The organism is Leucobacter komagatae, assembly GCF_006716085.1.
Lineage (GTDB): Bacteria > Actinomycetota > Actinomycetes > Actinomycetales > Microbacteriaceae > Leucobacter > Leucobacter komagatae.
Window position 1 is genome coordinate 630085 of the sequence record NZ_VFON01000001.1, and the last position, 19853, is coordinate 649937.

22 protein-coding genes are annotated in these 19853 nt (G+C 62.9%); 5 read left to right on the top strand and 17 right to left on the bottom strand.

The features are described from left to right. Position 1 precedes the first annotated feature (1 nt). Genes FB468_RS02890 through FB468_RS02905 form a run of 4 tightly spaced genes read left to right on the top strand, consistent with a single transcriptional unit; the run spans position 2 to position 1642 of the window. A complete protein-coding gene (locus FB468_RS02890; RefSeq protein ID WP_141886016.1) occupies positions 2-514 on the top strand; it encodes a hypothetical protein in 513 nt (170 codons plus the stop codon). Then, positions 514-1179 carry a M23 family metallopeptidase gene (locus FB468_RS02895; protein ID WP_141886017.1) on the top strand — a complete coding sequence of 222 codons (666 nt, stop codon included), beginning with the start codon at positions 514-516 and terminating at the stop codon, positions 1177-1179. The genes FB468_RS02890 and FB468_RS02895 overlap by 1 nt, the downstream gene beginning before the upstream one ends. Further along, positions 1176-1427 carry a hypothetical protein gene (locus tag FB468_RS02900; RefSeq protein WP_141886018.1) on the top strand — a complete coding sequence of 84 codons (252 nt, stop codon included), beginning with the start codon at positions 1176-1178 and terminating at the stop codon, positions 1425-1427. The genes FB468_RS02895 and FB468_RS02900 overlap by 4 nt, the downstream gene beginning before the upstream one ends. Beyond that, a complete protein-coding gene (locus FB468_RS02905) occupies positions 1424-1642 on the top strand; it encodes a phage holin (protein ID WP_141886019.1) in 219 nt (72 codons plus the stop codon). The genes FB468_RS02900 and FB468_RS02905 overlap by 4 nt, the downstream gene beginning before the upstream one ends. 60 nt (positions 1643-1702) lie before the next feature. On the opposite strand, the gene FB468_RS02910 is transcribed toward FB468_RS02905, so the two are convergent. From FB468_RS02910 to FB468_RS02965, 12 genes are all read right to left on the bottom strand, one after another. Next, positions 1703-1939 (bottom strand): hypothetical protein, encoded by a 237-nt coding sequence (locus tag FB468_RS02910; protein ID WP_141886020.1) that lies wholly within the window; start codon positions 1937-1939, stop codon positions 1703-1705. A gap of 13 nt (positions 1940-1952) precedes the next feature. Next, on the bottom strand, positions 1953-2870 hold the full coding sequence (locus FB468_RS02915; protein ID WP_141886021.1) for a tyrosine-type recombinase/integrase: 918 nt from the start codon (positions 2868-2870) through the stop codon (positions 1953-1955). A 178-nt stretch (positions 2871-3048) separates the two neighbouring features. After that, on the bottom strand, positions 3049-4788 hold the full coding sequence (locus FB468_RS02920) for a recombinase family protein (protein ID WP_246055714.1): 1740 nt from the start codon (positions 4786-4788) through the stop codon (positions 3049-3051). Between the two features lie 383 nt (positions 4789-5171). Further along, positions 5172-5735, bottom strand: coding sequence for a hypothetical protein (locus tag FB468_RS02925; protein WP_141886022.1), 564 nt, complete (start codon positions 5733-5735; stop codon positions 5172-5174). Between the two features lie 10 nt (positions 5736-5745). Further along, the gene (locus tag FB468_RS02930) at positions 5746-6207 is read right to left on the bottom strand and encodes a single-stranded DNA-binding protein (protein ID WP_141886023.1); all 462 of its coding nucleotides are present in this window, start codon (positions 6205-6207) and stop codon (positions 5746-5748) included. A gap of 96 nt (positions 6208-6303) precedes the next feature. Beyond that, on the bottom strand, positions 6304-8049 hold the full coding sequence (locus FB468_RS02935; protein ID WP_246055715.1) for a type IV secretory system conjugative DNA transfer family protein: 1746 nt from the start codon (positions 8047-8049) through the stop codon (positions 6304-6306). A gap of 20 nt (positions 8050-8069) precedes the next feature. Next, positions 8070-8552, bottom strand: coding sequence for a hypothetical protein (locus tag FB468_RS02940; RefSeq protein ID WP_211359068.1), 483 nt, complete (start codon positions 8550-8552; stop codon positions 8070-8072). Between the two features lie 65 nt (positions 8553-8617). Beyond that, positions 8618-10108 carry an ATP-binding protein gene (locus tag FB468_RS02945; RefSeq protein WP_141886025.1) on the bottom strand — a complete coding sequence of 497 codons (1491 nt, stop codon included), beginning with the start codon at positions 10106-10108 and terminating at the stop codon, positions 8618-8620. Then, a complete protein-coding gene (locus tag FB468_RS02950; protein WP_141886026.1) occupies positions 10105-10881 on the bottom strand; it encodes a hypothetical protein in 777 nt (258 codons plus the stop codon). The genes FB468_RS02945 and FB468_RS02950 overlap by 4 nt, the downstream gene beginning before the upstream one ends. 96 nt (positions 10882-10977) lie before the next feature. Next, the gene (locus tag FB468_RS02955; protein ID WP_141886027.1) at positions 10978-12453 is read right to left on the bottom strand and encodes an SCO6880 family protein; all 1476 of its coding nucleotides are present in this window, start codon (positions 12451-12453) and stop codon (positions 10978-10980) included. Positions 12454-12459: 6 nt separating this feature from the next. After that, positions 12460-13872, bottom strand: coding sequence for a TrbL/VirB6 family protein (locus FB468_RS02960; protein ID WP_141886028.1), 1413 nt, complete (start codon positions 13870-13872; stop codon positions 12460-12462). A gap of 42 nt (positions 13873-13914) precedes the next feature. Then, positions 13915-14187: a DUF6112 family protein gene (locus FB468_RS02965; RefSeq protein WP_042543553.1), complete on the bottom strand. Its 273-nt coding sequence runs from the start codon at positions 14185-14187 to the stop codon at positions 13915-13917. A 347-nt stretch (positions 14188-14534) separates the two neighbouring features. Here FB468_RS02965 and FB468_RS02970 point away from each other — a divergent pair, with 347 nt between their 5' ends. Further along, entirely contained in the window at positions 14535-15275 is a 741-nt protein-coding gene (locus FB468_RS02970; protein ID WP_246055716.1) for a TIGR02391 family protein, read from the top strand. On the opposite strand, the gene FB468_RS02975 is transcribed toward FB468_RS02970, so the two are convergent. The 5 genes from FB468_RS02975 to FB468_RS02995 are packed head-to-tail and all read right to left on the bottom strand — an operon-like array spanning position 15272 to position 19834. Continuing rightward, positions 15272-15538 (bottom strand): DUF6112 family protein, encoded by a 267-nt coding sequence (locus FB468_RS02975; protein WP_141886030.1) that lies wholly within the window; start codon positions 15536-15538, stop codon positions 15272-15274. The two genes, FB468_RS02970 and FB468_RS02975, sit on opposite strands and share 4 nt — an antisense overlap. Before the next feature lie 6 nt (positions 15539-15544). Beyond that, complete coding sequence (locus FB468_RS02980) at positions 15545-17158, bottom strand: M23 family metallopeptidase (RefSeq protein WP_425460805.1); 1614 nt, start codon at positions 17156-17158, stop codon at positions 15545-15547. A 16-nt stretch (positions 17159-17174) separates the two neighbouring features. Continuing rightward, the gene (locus tag FB468_RS02985) at positions 17175-17855 is read right to left on the bottom strand and encodes a hypothetical protein (RefSeq protein WP_170219608.1); all 681 of its coding nucleotides are present in this window, start codon (positions 17853-17855) and stop codon (positions 17175-17177) included. A gap of 43 nt (positions 17856-17898) precedes the next feature. Then, complete coding sequence (locus FB468_RS02990) at positions 17899-19008, bottom strand: ParB N-terminal domain-containing protein (RefSeq protein ID WP_141886031.1); 1110 nt, start codon at positions 19006-19008, stop codon at positions 17899-17901. Next, positions 18992-19834 (bottom strand): hypothetical protein, encoded by an 843-nt coding sequence (locus tag FB468_RS02995; RefSeq protein WP_141886032.1) that lies wholly within the window; start codon positions 19832-19834, stop codon positions 18992-18994. The genes FB468_RS02990 and FB468_RS02995 overlap by 17 nt, the downstream gene beginning before the upstream one ends. Positions 19835-19853 lie beyond the last annotated feature (19 nt).

A 19853-nucleotide genomic window follows, 5' to 3' on the forward strand; every position in this document is an offset into this window, starting at 1 on the left:
CATGGCATACGACAACAAGGGCATATACAAGTACACCGAGGCAGACGATGCGGTCACGATGTCCGCGCTTTTGAACCTCGGCCAAGACTCCGTATCGAACACGCTCAAGTACTTCGCCGACACCTCAGCAAAGCGCATGGCGCTTGTGCCGCCCCCGCCCGGCGCAATGTGGCAAGACACCGACAACGGCGAACGCCTGTGGTCTGTCGGCCCAGACGGCGCGTGGCGACTCCACGAAGGCCGAGTATCCGTTATCGCGGGCGCATGGGCGACCTCGCAAACGCCGTTCTTTGGCCGCACAATCACTTGGGACTTGCCGACCGTTCTGGCCCCAACCGAAACGCTCATGGTCACGCAAGACGAGGGATCCGGCACCGGGTTCTCAGCGGCCTCGCTCGCGAGCATCACTCGCTACACCGACAAGACCCAGATCACCGTGCGCCACCTGGCGTTTGCATCGAACGTGACGCAGCCCCTTAGCATCGCTTGGCGCATCGTGAAGCGGGCCGCCTAATGGCAATCAAGCTCCTCCACCCCGTCCCCGGCGCGCCTGTCACGGCACGGTTCGGCTGGCGTCCGGCGTTCACCGAGAACGGCGTATGGGTGCCCGCGATGCTCCACAACGGCACCGACCTTGCAGCGAAGGCAGGCACCCCGATTCGGGCGATGCACTCGGGCCGGGTCACGTTCGCCGGGTGGGACTACGCGGGCGGCGGCAACGCGATCAAGATCGGTTCCGCGCAGTACTCGACGATGTTCCTCCACATGCAGAGCCCGACGAAGCTCCGCCCCGGCGACCACGTGAGCGCAGGCCAGATCGTCGGGTACGTCGGCTCAACCGGAATGAGTACCGGCGCGCACCTTCACGCGATGCTCCAGATCGGCGGGCAGTGGGTAGACCCGCTCCCGTACATCACTGCCACACCAGCCCCAGCGCCCAAGCCCAAACCGAAACCAAAACCGACCCCCCAGGAGGATGAAGAAATGGAACCACAGTTCATCGCAGGTAAGAAGGAGGGCACCAACGGCAAGGTGTACCAGCTCACCGCAGCGGGCAAGCGCCGCCTTGTGCCGTCGCCTGAGTGGACGGCCCGCCGCGCCGTCGAGTCCGCGAGCGGCAACAAGATTCCCGTGGGCCTCGTGCCCGACGCCGAACTCGCGAAGATTCCGCAGGCATGACCGACCTCACCCCGCTGATCGTGGCGGCGGTCGCCGCCGCCGCCGCGCTCGGCGCTGCGCTCATTGCAGCGGTCGTGACGGCGTGGGTGTGGACGATGCGGCGGATGCTCCGTGCTGAGGCCCACAACGTGCAGTTGTGGCGCTACACCCGCACACTGATCGACCACATCTATCGCGGCCTCGGCTCACCCCCGCCCGAACCGCCCGAATCCATCCGACACATCTACGAATCAGGAGACCCCTCATGACCACACCCAAGCCCCTCAGACGCGACCGCAGCCGTCGCGGGAGTGTCTTTACGCTCAAGCGCCGTAGGTGGCTCTACGGCGTCGCGGCGGCGCTCGTGCCCGTCGCTACCGTGTACGGACTCACCACCGACGCGCAGGCCGCGGCGCTCCTCGCGCTTGCGGGCGCGCTCCTCGGTGTGACCGGGCTCGCGCTCGCGAACCCGACGGCGGACTAAATTGTAGAAACCCCTGTAGCCGGCGCGGTGCCGGCTACAGGGGTTTCTACAATGAGGGCGCTACTCGGTGCGCTTTCCGAGCCCCGCAACGATGCCCGCCGCTGCGAGCAATGGCGTGCAAGTGAGCAGCAGCACGGCTGCAAAGACCAGCCCGCCCGGGTCACCTGTGCCGAAGCAGAGCACGACGACAACTAGAGCGACGCCGAGGAGGGCGAGGCCACCCCAGAGCAGCCAGTTAAACGCGGACTGCGCAGCGGGTACGAGTCGCGTAGCGGGGGTTTGGGTTTGCTGTGTCATGGCTTGATCCTATCTATGCGGCGAACCCGCGCACAGTGCGTTCGGGAATGGGAATGGAAGGTAAGAGTGTGATTGCATCCCGCTTGCGTGCCTCGGATACGCGCGTATATATCTGCGTAGATGAAATGTCCTCGTGGAGCATGAGTTCCTGAATCGTCCGGATGTCTACGCCCTGATCGACAAGGCCGGTCGCGAAGCCATGGCGCAGCGAGTGCGGCGTGAGTAGCGGGTCGATGATCCCTGCACGCTTTTTCGCTCGCGTAATGAGGTTGGTCACCGATGCTCCACTAATCGGCGCATCACTGCCGTCACGCGCCGGGAACCACCACGAGTCAGGCGGCATATATCTGGCGAGGTCGGACACGACGGGGTGCAGCGGCACGCGGCGTGCTTTGCTGCCCTTCGCTACGGTGCGTACTGTACCCGTCAGAGGGTCTAGATCGTCACCACGAACCCGAGCGATTTGCGAGACGCGGAAGCCTTGGAAATACCCCACCAAGATCATCGCGCGCGTGCGCCTGTAAGCGCCGCTCATAAGCATGGCCTGTACCTGTTCGATAGTGAACGGACGCGGGTCTGGACGGGGCACGTGGATTGTCGGCAGGCGCTCGGCGGGGTTGTCGTCGCGGTAGCCTTCCTCGTGCGCGAAGTCGAAGAACGCGCGCAGAGCGTTGCGCTCGGTGCGGGCGGTGCCGGGCGTGACGTAGGGTCGCCCGAGGTGCCGCCGCAGGTCGCGCAGCTCGGCTTCGAGCAGGCTCACCCCTTGCGTCGTGACAAAGGTGCGCAGCAAGCTGGCACGGTTGCGCACAGTGTTCGGCGACAGTCGCGCAGCTAGTTGGTACTCGGCGAAATCTTCAATAACATCTTGATCCATGCCCTGAGAGTGCCAACGCTGAATGGCGCGTTCCTGCGCCCCCAGAGCGGCGTTCATCGCGCTGATTCCTCACCGAAGTATTCACGCTGAGCTTCAGCGAGAGCATCGCTCGCCAAGCGGTACTGCGCTGCGAATATCTCCACTGTTCCCGTATCCTGACCAGTGACGACCGCATCCGCAACCAACCTCGCCCACATATCGCGTTCGCGCTCGGCGCGGTGATACTCCTCATGGCTCATGCCGCAGCCCCCCACGGCCCCTGAATGACCTCGGCCAAGTGCCCGTGTTCCACCGTGGATGTCGTCGGTTCGATCCCGGCCGGGCCCACCATGAGGTCGTTGTTCAAACCTGCGACATTATCGGTTTGAGACCTCGACTCAGCGGCTCGTCCCTCGTGGCGGGCCGCTGTTGTCTGCACAGCCGGGTCGAAGAACGCGTTGAACGGTTCGCCTGGCTCACCGATGACGGTGCCCTCTTCGCTGAGGTAGAGCTTGTCGAAGAAGGCTTGGTTGGCGATGCGCCGCAGCGAGTCATCGATGCTCATGTATAGCTTGTAGCAGTCCTTGGCCAGTGCGAGGCAGTCATCAAGGTGGGCACTTGCGAGTTCGTACTCAACGTCACCGGCCTCAATCTGCGCTTCCAGGAATGCGAGTCGTTTGCCGATGCGATCCTGCTCCGACTTGAGGAGATCCAGCGGTACCGCCCCCGCATAATGAGCTTGCAGAAGTTTGGATCGCTCGGCCTGAAGATCGTCACGTTCGAGGACGTGTGCGTTGCGTTCTTGTTTGACGGTGGCGTGGAGCTGGGAGAACTGCGCCGTGATGAAGCTGCGCAGCGCCGCAATAGTGTGTTCAGGGATTTGGATGCGCCGGTAGTACTCCTCAACTGCGGCTTCAACATCAGGCACATAGAGTGCTTTTCGTTCACAGTTGGTGCGTTTCGCGTGCCGACCGGCACAGATGAAGTACGGGTAGATGACGCCCCGGCGGCTCTTGGCATTGGTCACCATGAGTCGGGAGCCACACTCACCACAGAACACGGTGCCTTTGAGGTAGTGATCGTGGGCTTGAGTTTTCTCACCTGATACTCGTTTCGCGCCAAGCACGGCTTGAACTCGGTACCAGACCTCTGGGCTGACCAGTGGTTCATGGATGCCGTCATAGGTGGCACCACGAAAAGACACGTTGCCCTTGTAATACGGGTTGGACAGCATCTTCTGCACCGTTGAAAGAGCAGGTGGCCGTGCTGGTCGTTTCGGCGTGGGTGGTGTGGTGAGCCCCCGGTCGATGAGGGTTTCGCGCAGCGTTGCCGTGGAGTAGGTGCCCGTCGCGTACGCCTCGAATGCCCATTTCACAATGTGGGAACGTGCGGGGTCTGGCTCAACGATACGGAGTTCGCGACCGAGTTCATCGCGAGTGGTCACGTTGAGGTAACCGACGGGAGCTTTTCCGTTGGTACCGCCTGTTATCGCTTTCTGGTTCATGCCTTTGGAGACCTCGTTGGCGAGGTTCCGGGAGTAGAACTCAGCGATGGTTGACATGATGCCGTGGAGCAGCATTCCCGATGGCGTTTCGTCAATGTTCTCGGTTGCCGAGACCAGCATGACACCGGCGTCTTTGAGCGCGACGTGGATCGCAACATCATCGGCACGGTTACGAGCCAGACGGTCAACTTTGTGCACGATGCAGTACGCCACGTGATTGGATTTGACGTACTCGATCATCCGCATCAACTCGGGACGGTCTGCCTTCCGGGCTGATTCACCGGCGTCGACGAACTCTTCTACCACGATCGCACCAAGGTCGCGGGCCTTGCGCAGATTTGCTTCGCGTTGCGCGGGAATGGAGAAGCCTTCGTCTCGACCTCCACGTTCGGCTTGCTCTTTCGTCGAGACTCGCAAGTATGAGACCGCGATGGCGGTCGTTTCACCGAAGTGTTTGTGGTCGTTGGCGGCAGATTGCTGTGTGGTGCTCACGGGTCGTGTTTCCTCTCCCCATTAGTTGGGGCCAACACGAGCAGTCATGCCGCTCGTGCGGTGCGACTCGTAAACGGAAACATGACCCGGATGACTCTCAACGGAGCCAGTCGGGTAAGCCACGATGGGCCAAACAGGACTGCGCACCACGACCAAGCCGAAGGCTTGACCGCTAGCTTCTTATATCTTTGATTCTATCTCACCGGGCTGACAGCTCCCAGGCTCGACACCCGAAGGGCCAGGTCCGGTGCGGGTCTGCTCGGTGCGGGCAAGCGCCATACCGATGAATACTTGCGCAAGCCGATGAAGATCTGGGGTTTCCCGGAATTCAGCATGCACCTCGTAATCGCGCATCCTTGCTGGAAGCTGCGGAACGTGAGAAGTCATGACGCTTCACCAGTTTCGGAATCGAGCGTGCTGTAGAACGCATCTTCCTGTGTGCGTCTTTTGTTTACTTCCGCCAGCACAAATTCCACGAACTCTTCAACGCGATCTTCAATGACGACATCCTCAACCGGCGGGGCCTGTTCCTCACCTGGCCAAGTGGTTTGTCGGGTAGGACGGTCACGATCCAATCGCGTACCCGATGCACTCACCCAGTCTCGGAGCCGCTGCCTGGCATCGACAAAGTCCCTATGCCAGCCAAAGGGTGCCGAACCGTTCTGCTCAGGGTCGTAGGCACAAAGCCAATGGAGATGCAGCGCTGATAGTTCCCACACCAGTTCAGGATGATGGTGCCAGAACGGCGGAACCACGGAAGCTGGAAGACCATACGTCACCCGCAACCAGTCCACCCATCGGTTGAGTTCAAGCCATTCTGCTTCCAGATCGTCAGCGCTCAGGAGGTTCCAGTTGACCGGATGTGGTGGCTCCGAGGGTGCGTCAAAGTTGTCTTCACCGAGATTGTCAACGCCGATTTCGTCAGGTCCAATTTCGTAGTCGCTCATGGTGATCGCCTCAGATGCCGAGACCGGCTGAGGACGCTCCGAAGCGTGGGTGACTGGGAGGTTCGAATGCGGATGCGTCACGGGAAGCCGCTTCTAGTCCGGCTGCCTTGCCTCGCGGTGTGCGATCGACCTCGTATCGGGTGCGGGCCATGTCGTGCCCGACTCTTCGAGCCGTGAATTCTTCACCCTCGACGGTCTGCCCGTCACGTTCGTAGGTGTATTCGCGAACGAAACCTTCTGCGATGAACCGGTCACCCTTCGCGAGGCGAGCGTGCCCCTGTTCAGCAGCAGCCTTGAACGCTACAAGATTGTGAAACGTCGGCTCCAGCTCGGTGAACGATCCATCTTGTTCTTTCTGGTAGTGTTCCTTGCCTACTTTGAGGAATAGCCGGGCATCGCCATTTTCGGTGTAGGTCAGTTGCGGTTGCGAAGCAACAAAGCCTGAGAACGACTGCTGCGTGTGAATAGCCATCGGTCCTGTCCTCCTGACAGTTCAGCGGCGGCTTTCATGGTTCGAACACCGCCTCGTGTCAGACAGGTGCACACCTGTTCCCGGCGGCTTGCCGAGTTACGGGTGTTGTTGCAGAAGGGCTTCGATCTCGATCCGGTCAGCGCGCAGTGTTTTCGCGTCGTCACGTGTGACCCAGGATCTAAGGTTGGTAACAATGGGTGGTGCGCTGCGAAGCATGGTGATCCCGGTGCCAAACGGCAAGGTGCGGAGCCGGTCCGGTGGCAGGATCGGCACCCGGCGGATGGAACGCTGGTTCGAGCGAGTACCGTGATCACCGATGGTGGTCGAATCGGTGAATTCGTCGCGTTCACCGATGAGGGTGGACAGGTCTTGGAGGTCACGACTGTTGGAGGCCCCACCGAGGATGATCTTCACGATGGCGGCATCCCAAATCGCGTTCGCGGCGTTCTCACCCCACTTATCCCGCGCCTGCGCCAACGACTGGAGCACCGGCATGGTCGTGATTCCGGTGCCTCCGCCCTCAGCCATCAACGTCGGCAGAGACGGGAGCGGTGCCAGGTTCCCGATCTCATCCAACGCCAGCAACACTGGTGGGTCAATGCGAGCACCGGCAGAACGAGCCGCCAGGCGGCGGGCGGTTTCAACAAGGTCTTCCACGAGCGCTGCCACCAATGCACTGGACGCTCCCGCTCCGGCACCGGTCGCCAACAGGTAGAGGGTTCCCGATTGGGTGAGGAACGCTTCGGGGTCGAAGTGCTCACCGGTCCGTGGTGACACGGCATCGAGCACGCGAGGGTCAGCAAGCGCGGCAAGAGCGAGAGATACGCCTTGCCAGATGGAGTCCCGGGTGCGCGGGTCGGCGTCGATCATCGCTTCGAGCGATTCTGCCCATCCGGCAGCGGCCTGGGTGGAGCCGGTGAGGATCGCAACTGCTTCGGCGGCGGCGGTCGGGTCGAGGGTCCAGCGGAACAACTCGGCCGGTGACCGGTTGTCGAGTGCTGCGGCGTGCAGGAGGGCTTGGAGTGCGGTGCGGGTTTTGCCTTCCCAGAACCCGCCGCCTTCGACGCCGCCAGACGAGAGTCCGGTGCCGGAGGCGAGTCCGGCGGCGCGGATCATCGCCGTCAACGGGTCCTCACACCCGCGCACCGGTGACCAGCGCAGGCCTGCGGGGAGGCCTTCGGCAAGTCGTTGCGGATCGAAAACCGCGACCGGGCCAATGTGTTTGCGAGCTTTCAGAGTGGCGGTGAGGTTATCTGGCCTGGTCGAGGTCGTCACGACCGCCCCAGGCGCGTCCAAGATCGCGTTGATCACCACGTGCAGGCCCTTGCCTGAGCGGGGTGGCCCGACAAGCAGGATCGAGTCTTCAACGCTCGCCCAGACCCGTTTGCCTCGTGACTGCCCGAGCAGGTAACCGACATCGGATGGCTTCGGGGCATCAAGTGAGGGACGGAGCGTTGCGGCTCGTTTGATCAGTGCCTTGTCGGATGCGACCCGGGCAACTTCAGCACTGGTGGCGGTGCCTTCCAGTCTGCGTGGGTCAGTGTGTGCGTGGCGTGAGTGGTCGCGGAGTTTCGCCCATATCCACCACGCGCTCACTGCGACGATGGTCAGTATCAGGGCCGTGGTGACCCAATATGCCACGGGATGCAACCCATCGGCATCGAGCGATGTGGACGGGTCTGCGGGGTTGAGGAGCACCATGAGTCCGGCGGTGATTCCGGCTTCCGGTTGCGAGGCGTGCGTGAGGAACGCGGCGACTGAGCCTGCTGCCCGAAGAACAGCTGCGAGAGCGGCAGCACTGATGAGAAGGCCGATGCCGAGATTCGCGATCCCGTCACTCATCGTCGTCGATCCTGGCCGGTTCATCGTCGGCTCACGATCTCGTACGTGCCGGAGACTCGTCCCAAAAGCACTACTTCACCGGTGGGTGACGCATTGAGTTGGGTGGCTTCGAGCAATGCGCGAGCGATGCCGGTGTGGGCGGCGTCGGTGTGGGTGATGATGATCGCAACGGCGACATCCTCGCCGGGCACGAATCCATCAGCTGTGACTTCGACCAATTCGGGAGGTGCCGCCGGTTTCGGGGCTTGCGGCACCGGGTCAAACTGGGTGGGGTGTTGCTTTGCGGGGGTGATGATGTCGGTGAACACGCTGCCGTCGGTTTCGCGAACCTCGACGCGTACTGGCGTGCGTCGGTGGTCACTAATCCGGTCAATCAGAGTGCCGAAAGTCGTGCGTCGCCACGGCGGAGCGTACGGCTCCGGAGCGAAGGATTCCCCGTCGATCGTGACGGTCAGTGTCCCGTCGGAGTTGACGGTGACGATGACGTGAGGAAGCAGAACCATGGCCGGAGACTCGGCCGCCGCCCTTTGAGCGGAGGCTCGTTTGATGCGGTCGCGTTTCGAGGCGTTCATTTGGTACCGCCGGTCATACGGGTGGTGGTGTCGAACGCGGTCAGCTCATCTGGGTGCAACTGGTGTTGGATGACGAAGGAACGGTCCTTGATCCTCCAGAGCCCCTGCCCGGTACCAAGCCCAGGGAGAAGCTTTTGTTCGGTACCCGTGAGTCCCAAGGTGCGGGCTGTGACACCGAGCTGGTCGGATTCTTGACGATAAATGATCCGCGTCTCCGCGTTCGCCAGCAAAGAACTGGCGAGGGCACGCATCGCGGAACCTGAATCGCCGACGTTGTCAAGGTCGGTGAGTTTGTGGAAGATCAGCATGTTCGCGATTCCGTAATGACGGGCCATCCGCCATTGCGCATCCATCCGCTTCAATAACGCAGGGTGGGACATGAGCCGCCAGGCTTCGTCGTAGATAACCCACCGCTGCCCACCATTGGGGTCCATGAGCGCTGATTCCATCCATGCGCTGGAGCAGGTCATCAGCACCGACACCAGGGTGCTGTTCTCCGCTACCCGCGACAAATCGAGACTGATCATCGGCAGCGACGGGTCGAACGTCACCGTGGATGGGCCATCGAAGAGACCTTGGAGATCACCGGCGACCAGCCGTCGCAGCGCGTGGCCGACCAGTCGCCCATCTTCGGCCAACCGGCCATCCTCATCATCCACCGGATCAGGGGTCAGAATGCGGTCGACCACCATGGGCAAGATCGGAACATCATTCGAGCTAACGACAGCAGTAAGTGCAACATCAATGGCGGTGTGCTCCAACGGCGAAAGCGAACGTTCCAGCACGGTCGCCGCCAACGCACCAATGAGATCCCTCCGACGCGACGCCACCTGGGTCGTCCACTCAAAGTCCGTGAGACCGGAGGGGCGGTGCCCTTCATCGAGCGGGTTCAACCGGTTGCGCAGCCCGTGACCGAGGACGATGGCTTTCCCTCCAACCATTTCCGCGACCGCAGTGTGTTCACCCTTCGGGTCACCGGGCACATAGACGCGCCGCCCGAACGGTATCGAGCGGGTATACAAGCTTTTCGCGAGCGATGACTTGCCGGAACCGACGATGCCTGCCAGCACCACGTTGGGGGCGGTGATGAGGCCCTGTTTGTAGAGCACCCACGGGTCATACACGAATGAGCCACCGGAGTAGAGATCCTGACCCACGAACACGCCCTGCGATCCGAGCCCGCCCTCAGCCAGAAAGGGGTAGGCCCCGGCCAATGCGGCGGAGGTATCTTGATGGCGGGGCAGCCGGAAACGGCCCGGGGTTCGCAGCGCCGCAGAGCCTGGTTCGCCTGCACTGGGCAGGTAGTGGGTGTTGCGGCGTTCTTCACGCTCGGCATCCGCCCGTGTTTTCGCTTCTGTGAGGCGTGTCTGGCGTTCCTCGGTATGGATCGCGGTGGCCGCCTGTCTGCGGGCCTTACGGTGCTTGCGGCGTTCACCTTCGGGGCCAACGAGCACGGAGGTATGGAGACGTTCCTCGTTCCGGTTCACAGTCCCAGCCCCCGGTTCCGAATCACTGCCGCCACCACGGTGGAGCGGAACGGATTGGCGAATGCATCCGCACGGGCGGTGATATGAGCGTCACGACCGACCGCTTCTGCCTCCGATACCGCGGATGCTGGTTCAGGTTCGGGGGTGAAGGATCTGAGGAGGCTGACGTGTCCGAAATCTCGGTTGTACGTCAGCACGTACTCGCCGCGTTCGGCGGTGCTATCGAGGGCCCCGGTTGGTGGGGTGTCGTAGACGTACCCGTTGACGAGTGCCGCTTGCATGGTTTCCTCGCCGTAGTCCCAACCGGCGAGGTGATCGATCGCAGCATCAGTGCCGTCGGCCCCGATCAGATCGAGCACGCGGCCTGCTTCCTCACCTTGGAGAAACACCACGGACACATATCGATGCGCCGGTTCAGGGGTACTGGCGGGGTGCCACGCGATCTTCCCGGAGGCTTGGGAGGCGGCGTCGAGGTGAGTATCGACGGCATCGAGCAACGTGGCGGCCTGATGCAACGCATCGGCGGCGGCTAGCGCTGCCTGTGCTCCTGCCTCGTGGCTTCCGGCGTCGTTGAAGGCACGGTTCTGATGGGTGAGATGCGTTCGGGAGAGCTGGTCCAGGACCTGCCGGAGCGAACGCGCACCACCGAGGAGGTCACCGATCACCGCGTAGGTGGCGGCGGGGTCATCGAAGGAACGGGTGGCGTGCGCGAGACCACGCAATGCCTGGGACGCCTCATCAGCGTCGTGGATCGGATCCTGAAACGTGGGCATGGTGCGTGCCTTTCTGCGTGACGAAGTGATGGGTCGTCAAACAGGTGTGCCCCCTCAACCCAGAAGGCGGAGGGGGCACAGCACGTGCTGTTCGGGTCAGACCGTTCGTGCCAGCGGTAGGGCGGCGACGGTGAACGCGGCGGCTTGCTGACCGACGAGTCGGCGGGTCTCACACGATGCTTGGATCGCGGCCTGTTCGACCGCGGAGACGGCGGCTTCGAGTTCGTCGGTGCTGGGGGCGGAAATGTTGATGAGGCCGGTGTAGCGCAGGATGCCGTGCCCAGCGGTCAGGTCGGCCTCCTGTTGCAGTACGTCGTGGTATTCCGCGGTTTGCCCGGCGTCTTCGATCTGCCCGATCTTCTGTCGTTGGGCGGCGTCGCTGATGTATTCGGTCTTTTTCTTGCGGATATCGCGGGCGGCCTGGTCGGAACGGATCGGGGTGCAGATCAGCGAGAACGACCGGTGAATCCCCGTCGACAGCAACACCGGGGCCAAGAATCCCGGATACACCAAAGAGCGTGGCCATTCGCTGATCCACAACACGGCGTGGTGCGCGGAGTCCGAGCGCAGCTGGTCCCAGGTTTCGGTGACGGCAACCGGTCCCGCCGTGGCGAGGTCACGTCCCAGGTCGCCGTGCCGTTCCAGGGTGGCGGCGATCGCCGGATCATAGGCACTACGGAGGATGACGGCGACTTCACCCGGGGTGAGCCAGGCGCGGGCGGTGAGGTCGGCAGCACGCAGCGCGGCGAGGAGCGTGGTCATCTCTTGCCGGAGCACCGCTGCGGCACCGCGAAGCCCACCGCCAGCGGTTCTGATCTGCCTGGCTGCGGTTTTCATATCCAAAGCGAGAGACAAAGTGGTGGCGTGGCGTTCCCCAGCGGGGCCAGCTCGTTCGATCAGTTCTTGATAGGTGGTGGCGGCCCAGGACCCGTCGGCATCCCCGTGGGCGTCCCACCATTCGGCTAGGCCGGTTCCGGAGTCGGGTAGCGTGCGTTCCAGGACTTGGAGGCGGGCGATCCTGCCGGATCGACAGGTGGTGGCAAGGACTCTGCCCCAGGCGGTGACGCGGCGTTCCTGCTCGCCTGGGTCAAGGAGCACGAACGCGGGATGTGACAGGCCGATCACCGCCGTGAGGGTGTGCTGGTGCGGGTCGTGGATCATCGCGGCCTCAGTTTCAGGGTCCACATATTCCCGAAGCGCTGCCGCATCCCCGGGAAGGGCAAGGGTCCCGGCTGGGCGGGGTTTGACCACCCGGCGGCGATAGATGAGGTGCCCGCCGGTCACGCGCCAGGCCCACCGGAAAGTGACCGGGACCCATTCGATGAGTTTCCGGCCGCCTGCGGGCACCCACGTCAACACCGCACACGCCAGCCAGATGGGGGCGGTATAAGCGAGGAGGATGCCGCCACCGGCATAGAGCGCCCCGACCACAGATAGCACCGCGACCGCGAGGGTGATGAGCTGCGGCAAGGAGAGCCCGAGCAGGATACCGCGGCGGGTGAGGCGGGAGAACTTCACCGGCGATAACTCGTACTCGGTCCGTGTCGAATCTCGGTCATGTTTACGAGCCATGATCACTCACTCTTTCGGCTTCGGCGTCGATGGTGGCGGTGGGGTCGCAGGTTTTGGCGGTGCATTGGGGGTCGGGGGTCCGCTGCGTGATGGCGGCGTGGGCGCTGCTGGGGTGTTCGGTGTCGGCGAGGGTGTGGGCGTGTCTTGCGCAGCTCCCGCGTGTGCTTCGGCCTGACCGCCGATGGCAGACCCTGCCTTGGGACCGGCGGTTGCGGCTCCCTTGACGACCTGCGCGGCAACGACCGCTGCGGCAGCAGGACCAGCAGCTGCCGCACCTCCGGCACTCGCACCAGCACCGGCACCTGCGCCGGTGCTTCCGGCAGTGCCTGCTGTGGCACCACCAGCGGTGCCACTACTTGCTTGTCCGGCTGTGGCTCCTGTGCCCGCTGTTGAACCGGTGGCCTTCGGCGGTGCGGCCCCGCCACTGCCTGCGCCCTTGCTGCCGGAGGCGTCATCAAGGATCTTCTTGGGTCCCTCACCGGCCGGTTTCGCAGGTGTGGGGACGGGGCGGTTCATCGCCGACTTCGCTTCTTGTTCACTCGACATCGCGTGGTACATGTCGAAGCCGACGAAGGAGATGAATTTGTACGCCATATAGGGCGCGAACGCGGCGATGAACATCAGCACAATCCCCGCAATGGGGTCACTGATGGAGGCCAGATCCGCTTCAATCGGTGCAGACACTTGGGTGATCGCGACAAGGAAGATCACCACCAGCACAAGCTTGGAGACGATCAACGCGATCACGAACGCCGCCCATTTGGAAAACCACCCCTTCGTCGCATCCCACGAAGACCCCGATAGAGCGATGGGTGCGAACACGATCGCCACGAGCAGCAGCGCTTTTCGTACGAGCAGGCTGAACCAGACGATCGCTGCCGCACTGATGGCAAGTCCTGCAAGGAAGATCGTGATGATCGCGCCCACGCCGGGGGCTGTGATGTTGATACCGACGAGACCCGCGGCCAGCAGGGCGATACGGTCGCCCATACCTTCCATCGTGTTCCCGGTGGCTTGCACAATGCCGACGCTCAATTGGTCGGTGATTTCCAACAACAGGCCAGTGATACCGATCGCCACAAACGAGCCAAGGACGGCTTTAGCGAGCCCGAGCGCGGCACGGGTGAGGGCGGTGGGGTCTCGGCGGATGAGGCCGGTGATCAGTTGTAGGCAGAAGAAGATCAGCATGATGAACACCGCCACCCCGAACAGTACGTTGTACACCCCGATATAGCCCGGGTCGGATACATCCACGAGCGTGGTGGTGTCGAACACGGACCAGGCGGCTTCGAACAACCAACCGGCCGCGGCACCCATGGCTTGGGCGAGCCAGTCGAACGGGGCTGACACCAGTGTGGCTGCCGCTTCACCGGCGACGTCGCAGACCGTTGAGATGATGGGGACATCGCATACACCCACCGCACATCACTCCCTACAGAATTTGATTCGAGACGGGTGGGTTTAGACGGACTGACCGACGGTCCAGAAGAAGTTGATCAACGTCACCGAGGCACCGCAGATGATCGCCGCACCGCAGGAGACGAGGACGCCGACTTTCCCGCGCCCGGCCAGGTGCGGGTTGGAGGAGTTCGCGCCGAAACCCCACACGATCGCCGACACAATCAGCGCCAACACGCTGAGGATGAGGCCGACGGTCATGACCGCACCGACGATGGTGCGCAGCTGGTTGATCCCGGGAAGCCCGGAACTGTTGGGGTCGATGTCGATCTGCATCGGAAGCAACGTTGACAGGACGGGTGCGGTTTCGGTGAGGAAAGTCAGAGTGTTCACGACGGTGGCTCCTTCAGTTCGTGGAAGCACAGCGCTTCTCCCAGAACAGGTGCGCACCCATCACCGGGTGAGCCGTCCGCCAATGTCATAGGTCCGGGCTAGCGTGGGGAAGGAACGGCAGTCCGAGATTGGAGCCGATGACGATGTGAGAGCGAAAGGACGAACAGCTGTCTGAATACGGTGCCGATTATCTGCGTCGACTACGTGATGCAGTCGAAAAATTTGAGTCAGCATTTGACGCATGGATGGTGACACAGACTGAGTCCAGTCATTTGGAGTCCAGAGGCCTCATGCCGACCGTGTGGTCAAAGGACGGCCAAGATGAGGGCAACGTGCGTCGCCTTGAATTGGATGTTGCTGAGACTGCGGGGCTGGCGGCACGTGCCGTCGCTGTTACGGGTGCCTACATTGGAGTGCAGGGGCTTGGGCTGATTGATCCGATCTCGAACTGGTCGTTCATGTCCTCCCCGAAAGCACCGATTGCTCCGCGTGATGTGCGCATGACGGCATCGAACGTCAAAGGTCGTCTGGATTCGATGATTATTGATGCTGAAGCTCGCGACGACACGTCGCTGCCTAGTTTCTCCCCGGCTCAGCTCCACACCGTGGTGTGGACGGCTGCTGCCGCGCACTGGACAACGCACCAGTACCGGGTAGCCGTGCGAGAAGCATCCGAAGCGCTCACGGTCCATTGGAAAACAAAGCTTGAGCGTAATGATGTCGATGACACGGTTTTCTGGCAGCAAACTCTCTCCCCAGGAGCAGCGACGGCAGGCAAGCCGAAATTGGCTTGGCCCGGCGATAGTGCGGACAAGACGACAAAGAGCATGCGTGGCGGTCTGGAACCTCTCGCAAAGGCCTTGAACGGATTGGCTACTGGCTTGAACCTGACCGTTCGGAACGTCACCACACATACGCGCGATGAACTGTCCGAACAGGAAGCAATGGAACGGCTTTCTGCGTATAGCTATCTTGCTCGGCTTCTCGATCAATGTGAGGTCAGCCGGGGCGACGACGCAGACTCGTCCTAAAGAGTCGATCCGAGGCTCAAGAGCCAGTTCATCCAGGCGACGCCTCCACCGGCGAGGACGGCGGCTCCGAGTGCGGTCCAAGCCCCGGCGCGGGCTTTGGTAGCGGTTTGGTGGTGACCGTTGGCGGTGGCAATCGCCCAGGTGACCCCGCAGACGATCAGCATGAGCACGGCGATGATGAGCACGAACGTCAACAGGGCGCCGATCACGGCGCGCAGGTCATGAGTGCCGCCGACGCCACCGAAATCGGGAAAGACATCCATTTGGGTTCAGGCTCCTTGTTTGACGGTGATGTGGAGGTGGTCGAAGTGCCCGCCGGTGACATCAGTGGGGTTGTGCATGCCGCCACCGTTATAGGGTCGCCACCCTTGGGGGTCGTGGGTGAGGGACCAGATTTGTCCCTGCCAGATCAGGTACTCCACGCCGAGGGCTTCGGCATGGGTTTTGAGCCAGTTGGTGACCGCCCACCCGTTCTCGAGCGAGGTCCCGGTGGCGGCTTGGCCGATGCTGTTTCCGAACGTCACATCACATGCACGACCGAGCGGATGTTCGGATGTGGTGCCAGGCCGTGGCGAGTAGCAACCCCACCCAGTGTCGGGGAACGCGGCTCGGGTTTGGGTCATAACGTGGGACATCCGCACTGTGATCTGCCCGCTGCTGGTGGGGTCGTCCACCATCGCATCAGGTTCACCCGTTAAGCCGCCAGGTGCGGGGGCGTCTCCACCGGCGGCGCAGCCGGGACCGGGAGTGGTGGTGCCGTCGGCTTCGGTTGCGCCGTGCTCGGCAAGCCAGGCGTCGGCATCGATCGTGTCGCCGCCGGTGCTGCCGGGGCGGACCTCCAAATGCAGGTGCGCTCCGGTGGAGCGGCCAGAGGAACCCACATCACCGATATGGGTTCCTGCGGTCACGGTCTGGCCGGGGGTGACGTGGATGCCGTGTGCCCACATGTGCGCATACGCCGTGCGGAGCGCTTGGCCACGTACGGTGTGTTCGATGACGATCAGCCCGCCATATCCGCCGGAGAACTCGGCGACGAGCACGTGACCGTCGGCTACTGCGTAGATCGGGGTGCCATCGGAGGCCCCGTAGTCGGAACCGGAGTGAAAGGAGCGTTCCCCGGTGAACGGGTCTGATCGCCACCCCCATTCGCTGGTTTTCGTCCACGTCCCAGCGGGGAGCGGGAACACGATACGGGAGGTCTCCGGCACCGACCCCGTCTCACCACCGCTGCCGCGCGCGGGGCGGGTGAGTGCGGTGAGGATCGCTTCGGCGACCGGTTGATAGTTCTGGTATCGATCGGGGTAGGCGCTCACTTCGACGGCTTGGGCGGCTTCGCCCATGTCCATCTGTTGCCAGCCGGGAATGTCGAGCAGCCCACGCGGGCTCGGATAGTTCGGCCCTGCTGGTCCGCCGTAGAACGCACGCGCTTGATAGGTGGTGTCCATGAGGTCTGCGACCGTCCCCCACCCGGCCTGTGGGCGCATCTGAAACAAGCCGAGAGAATCGTGGTCGGAGCCGTTGCCATCGTTCGGATAGTCCCCGGACTCTGGGTAGGTGCCGGTGTTCGCGAGTTGGCGGAGCGTCGATTCGGTGAGCGCTGCCATGAGCGCGATTGTCACCCCACGGGTGTCGATGCCGTCGGTCTGCCCGCCGATGGTGATGATCGTGGCCGCATGCGTGAGTTGCGTGCGGTTCAGTGTGAATCTTTCCCCGTTCTTCGTCGTCACCGCAAGTGAGTCCGGAATCGGTCCCACCGACAAGGACATGCCAGGAAGGCATGAGGCTTGCGCGGCGGGATTCATAACCAGCCCGATACCCAGGAGCATGGCGGCGGGTCCGAAACACACGGCCGCGATGACGAGAGTGATAAGAATTTTACGCACGGCAGTTCACCCGCCTTCAGTCCAGGGGTGCGTCGACGCGGGACAGCCGCAGCAGACGGCAATGGTCAAAGGTGGGCTGGCAGGTGATGAACATCGTGAACGCCACCGGCCGGTCGGTCTCGACCGGGTTCTCACCCCAATGCCCAGCACGATGCCGAATACCGGTCACGGTAAAAGCAGTCGTGCCGGGCAGCAGCTGCCCCGGTGCAGCCTGGGCTTCGGCGTCCGCCCACGCCTCGGGCACAAAAAGTTCGTCGATCGTGAGCCACTGGGATGTTTGGTGGGTGCGCAGCTGCGTCCATTGTTCGGGCGAGGGAAGGTATGCACGTATGTCGGCGGCAAGACCCGCAGTTTCAATCCCTGAGGGGTCACCGACATCGACAATGATCTGCGCGTATTCCGAGGACTGGTAGCCGCTGGTTGTATCCCACGTGAACAGCGCCGTTGCGACATCGCTGGCGAACAGTTCGGGACGAGTGGTCTCGCGAATCGGGTGCGGTACCGCCTGCGTAGCTGGTGTCCGCGGAGTGGGTGTGGCGGTGGCCGTCTGGTTGGTGTCATCGGTGCCGGGGTCTGGGGTGTAGGGGCCGCGGATCAGTCCGTAGACACCGATCCCGACAAGCACCAACAGGGCGAGGGTGCCTGCGATGGCGGCGATGAGGATGCGGCGATGCTTCGACGTAGCAGAAGAGTTCATACCCTTAAGGTGCACATCGACGTGCACCTGGGGCCCAGCTGCGTTAAGCGGTCGCCTTCGCCGGTGCGTCTTGTGCCGTATTCGCTGTGGCGCGATGCTCGGCAACTTGGCGGGCGAAATCGTTCGTTCCGGTGATCGTTTCTTGGAACGCGGCGTGTTCATCATCGGTGAGCGCATGCGCGATGTCGGCGGGGTCGTAGTGCAGCCACCAGTTTGCCATTTCGGACCACAGGACTCGGAATGCGCGTACTGGGAACTGAGGCACCGGCTGATCGTCCTGCTCGGGTGCGGGGCGAAGTGGTCGCGGCTTCTTCGTCTTCGCTTGTTCTTTTACTCGGCGCAGGGCTTCGGTGGCGAGTCGTTCCAACTCGGCAGTTTTCATGTCGGCGGGGGTCTGCCGAATGTGGTCGGCTGCGACGCTCGCGTGATGCCGTGCGACCTCATCAGCGTCTGCGTCGTTCGCGATGCGCTCCAGCTCAGCTATAGACGTCTGGGCGTTGATGCGTTGGAATGCCGGGTAGACCGGGGACCCGGTCTCGATGGCGGCAAGTTCCTCACGTGCGCGTTGCCGCACTTCCTCGGTCTGCTCCGGGTCCTCCGCAAGGGTTTGGAGATGGGCGATGCGTTCGAGCGTCGTGTAAGAGGCGCGGCCGGTGACCATCCTCGCCGCCTGTGCGCGCGATGCTCCTGCCTCCCCGGTGTACGGTGATGCCAAATTGGCATCACCGCTCTCTCCGCCGTGTTTTCCACCTGGCCCGAACTGAGTCGCCGCCTGCCGTTGTGCGGCATCTTCGGCCATGATGTCTTTGAGTTCCCGATACAAGGTCGCTTGCTCGGTCGGGGTGAGGGGCTTGTGGAGGACGTTGTCGTCTTGTTCGGCAAGCAGTGCTCCGAGCCGGTCGGTGATCCCCGACCGGACCCACACATTCACCGTGCGCCAACCGAGCTGTGTGATCGCTGCCAGTCGCCTGGCTCCGCACACGAGCATCCCGTCCGGGGTGATGGTGATCGGTTGTAGGAGCCCGTCGCGCTCGATCGATGCGATCAGTAGGGCGAGATCACCGTACTCGGTGCGGTGTCGGACACCGACGGTGATGGATTCGACGGTGCGTTCCAGCTCGATGAAACCGCCTCGTTCACTCACGACCACCACCCCTGACCGGGATCGAAGCGGTGATCGTGAGCACGAGTTCGTCATCCCGCAGCAGCACCGGGACCGGTTCGCCGATCAGGAGCCGCAACAGCACCCCGCGACCCAGCGACGTGCCGACATACACCGGTTCGGGGTTTCCGAGCACGGTGCGCAGCAGCCCATGCCAAGACGAGGCGGGAAGATCGAGGAGGGCGCGGGCGTGTTTATCACGGCGCAGCGCCTCGAACGCGGTGGCACGGTTCCCGGCGCGGGCGAGGCGTTCACAAATGTATTCAACGCTCGCCTTGACGGTGCTTTCGGGCCAGCCGAGCACAGCGAACAGCGCGATCGTGTCGCTCACCGCTGAGACCGCCATCACGTGTTCATTCTCCGGTGACGCAGTATCAGCGCTGTCCTCGTCATCGTGATGGTGGAACGCGGGATGGTAATCGGTGAGCGGATTCTCCCGGTCGCTGAATCGTTCAGCGTCGTGGAACACCGAGTAGTGCGGGCGGCGAGCTTGGTGGGTGGAGCAGAGCATCCCGTTCGCGCGTGCCTCCGCGATGCAGGTGATCTGTACTGCGCGGGTGATCACGCCCCAGGGGTCATTGGCGCGCAGCACCGACGGGGTGCGCATCACATCGAACGCCGCCGACGCGGCCTCCCACGCATCCAAACCGTGCTTCCTCGCCAGCGGCGCATACTTGGTGGCCGTGTAGTCCATGAGCGCCGCGACATCACGGTCGGTGCGCCACGCCTCATGGCCCGCCTCGTGGATTCGCGTGAGAAGGGTGCGGAGCCCTTCTCCGGTAGTGAAATCTGTACGTGCAGCACGGTGTGTGGTCATGGTGGCGGCACCTCCTGAT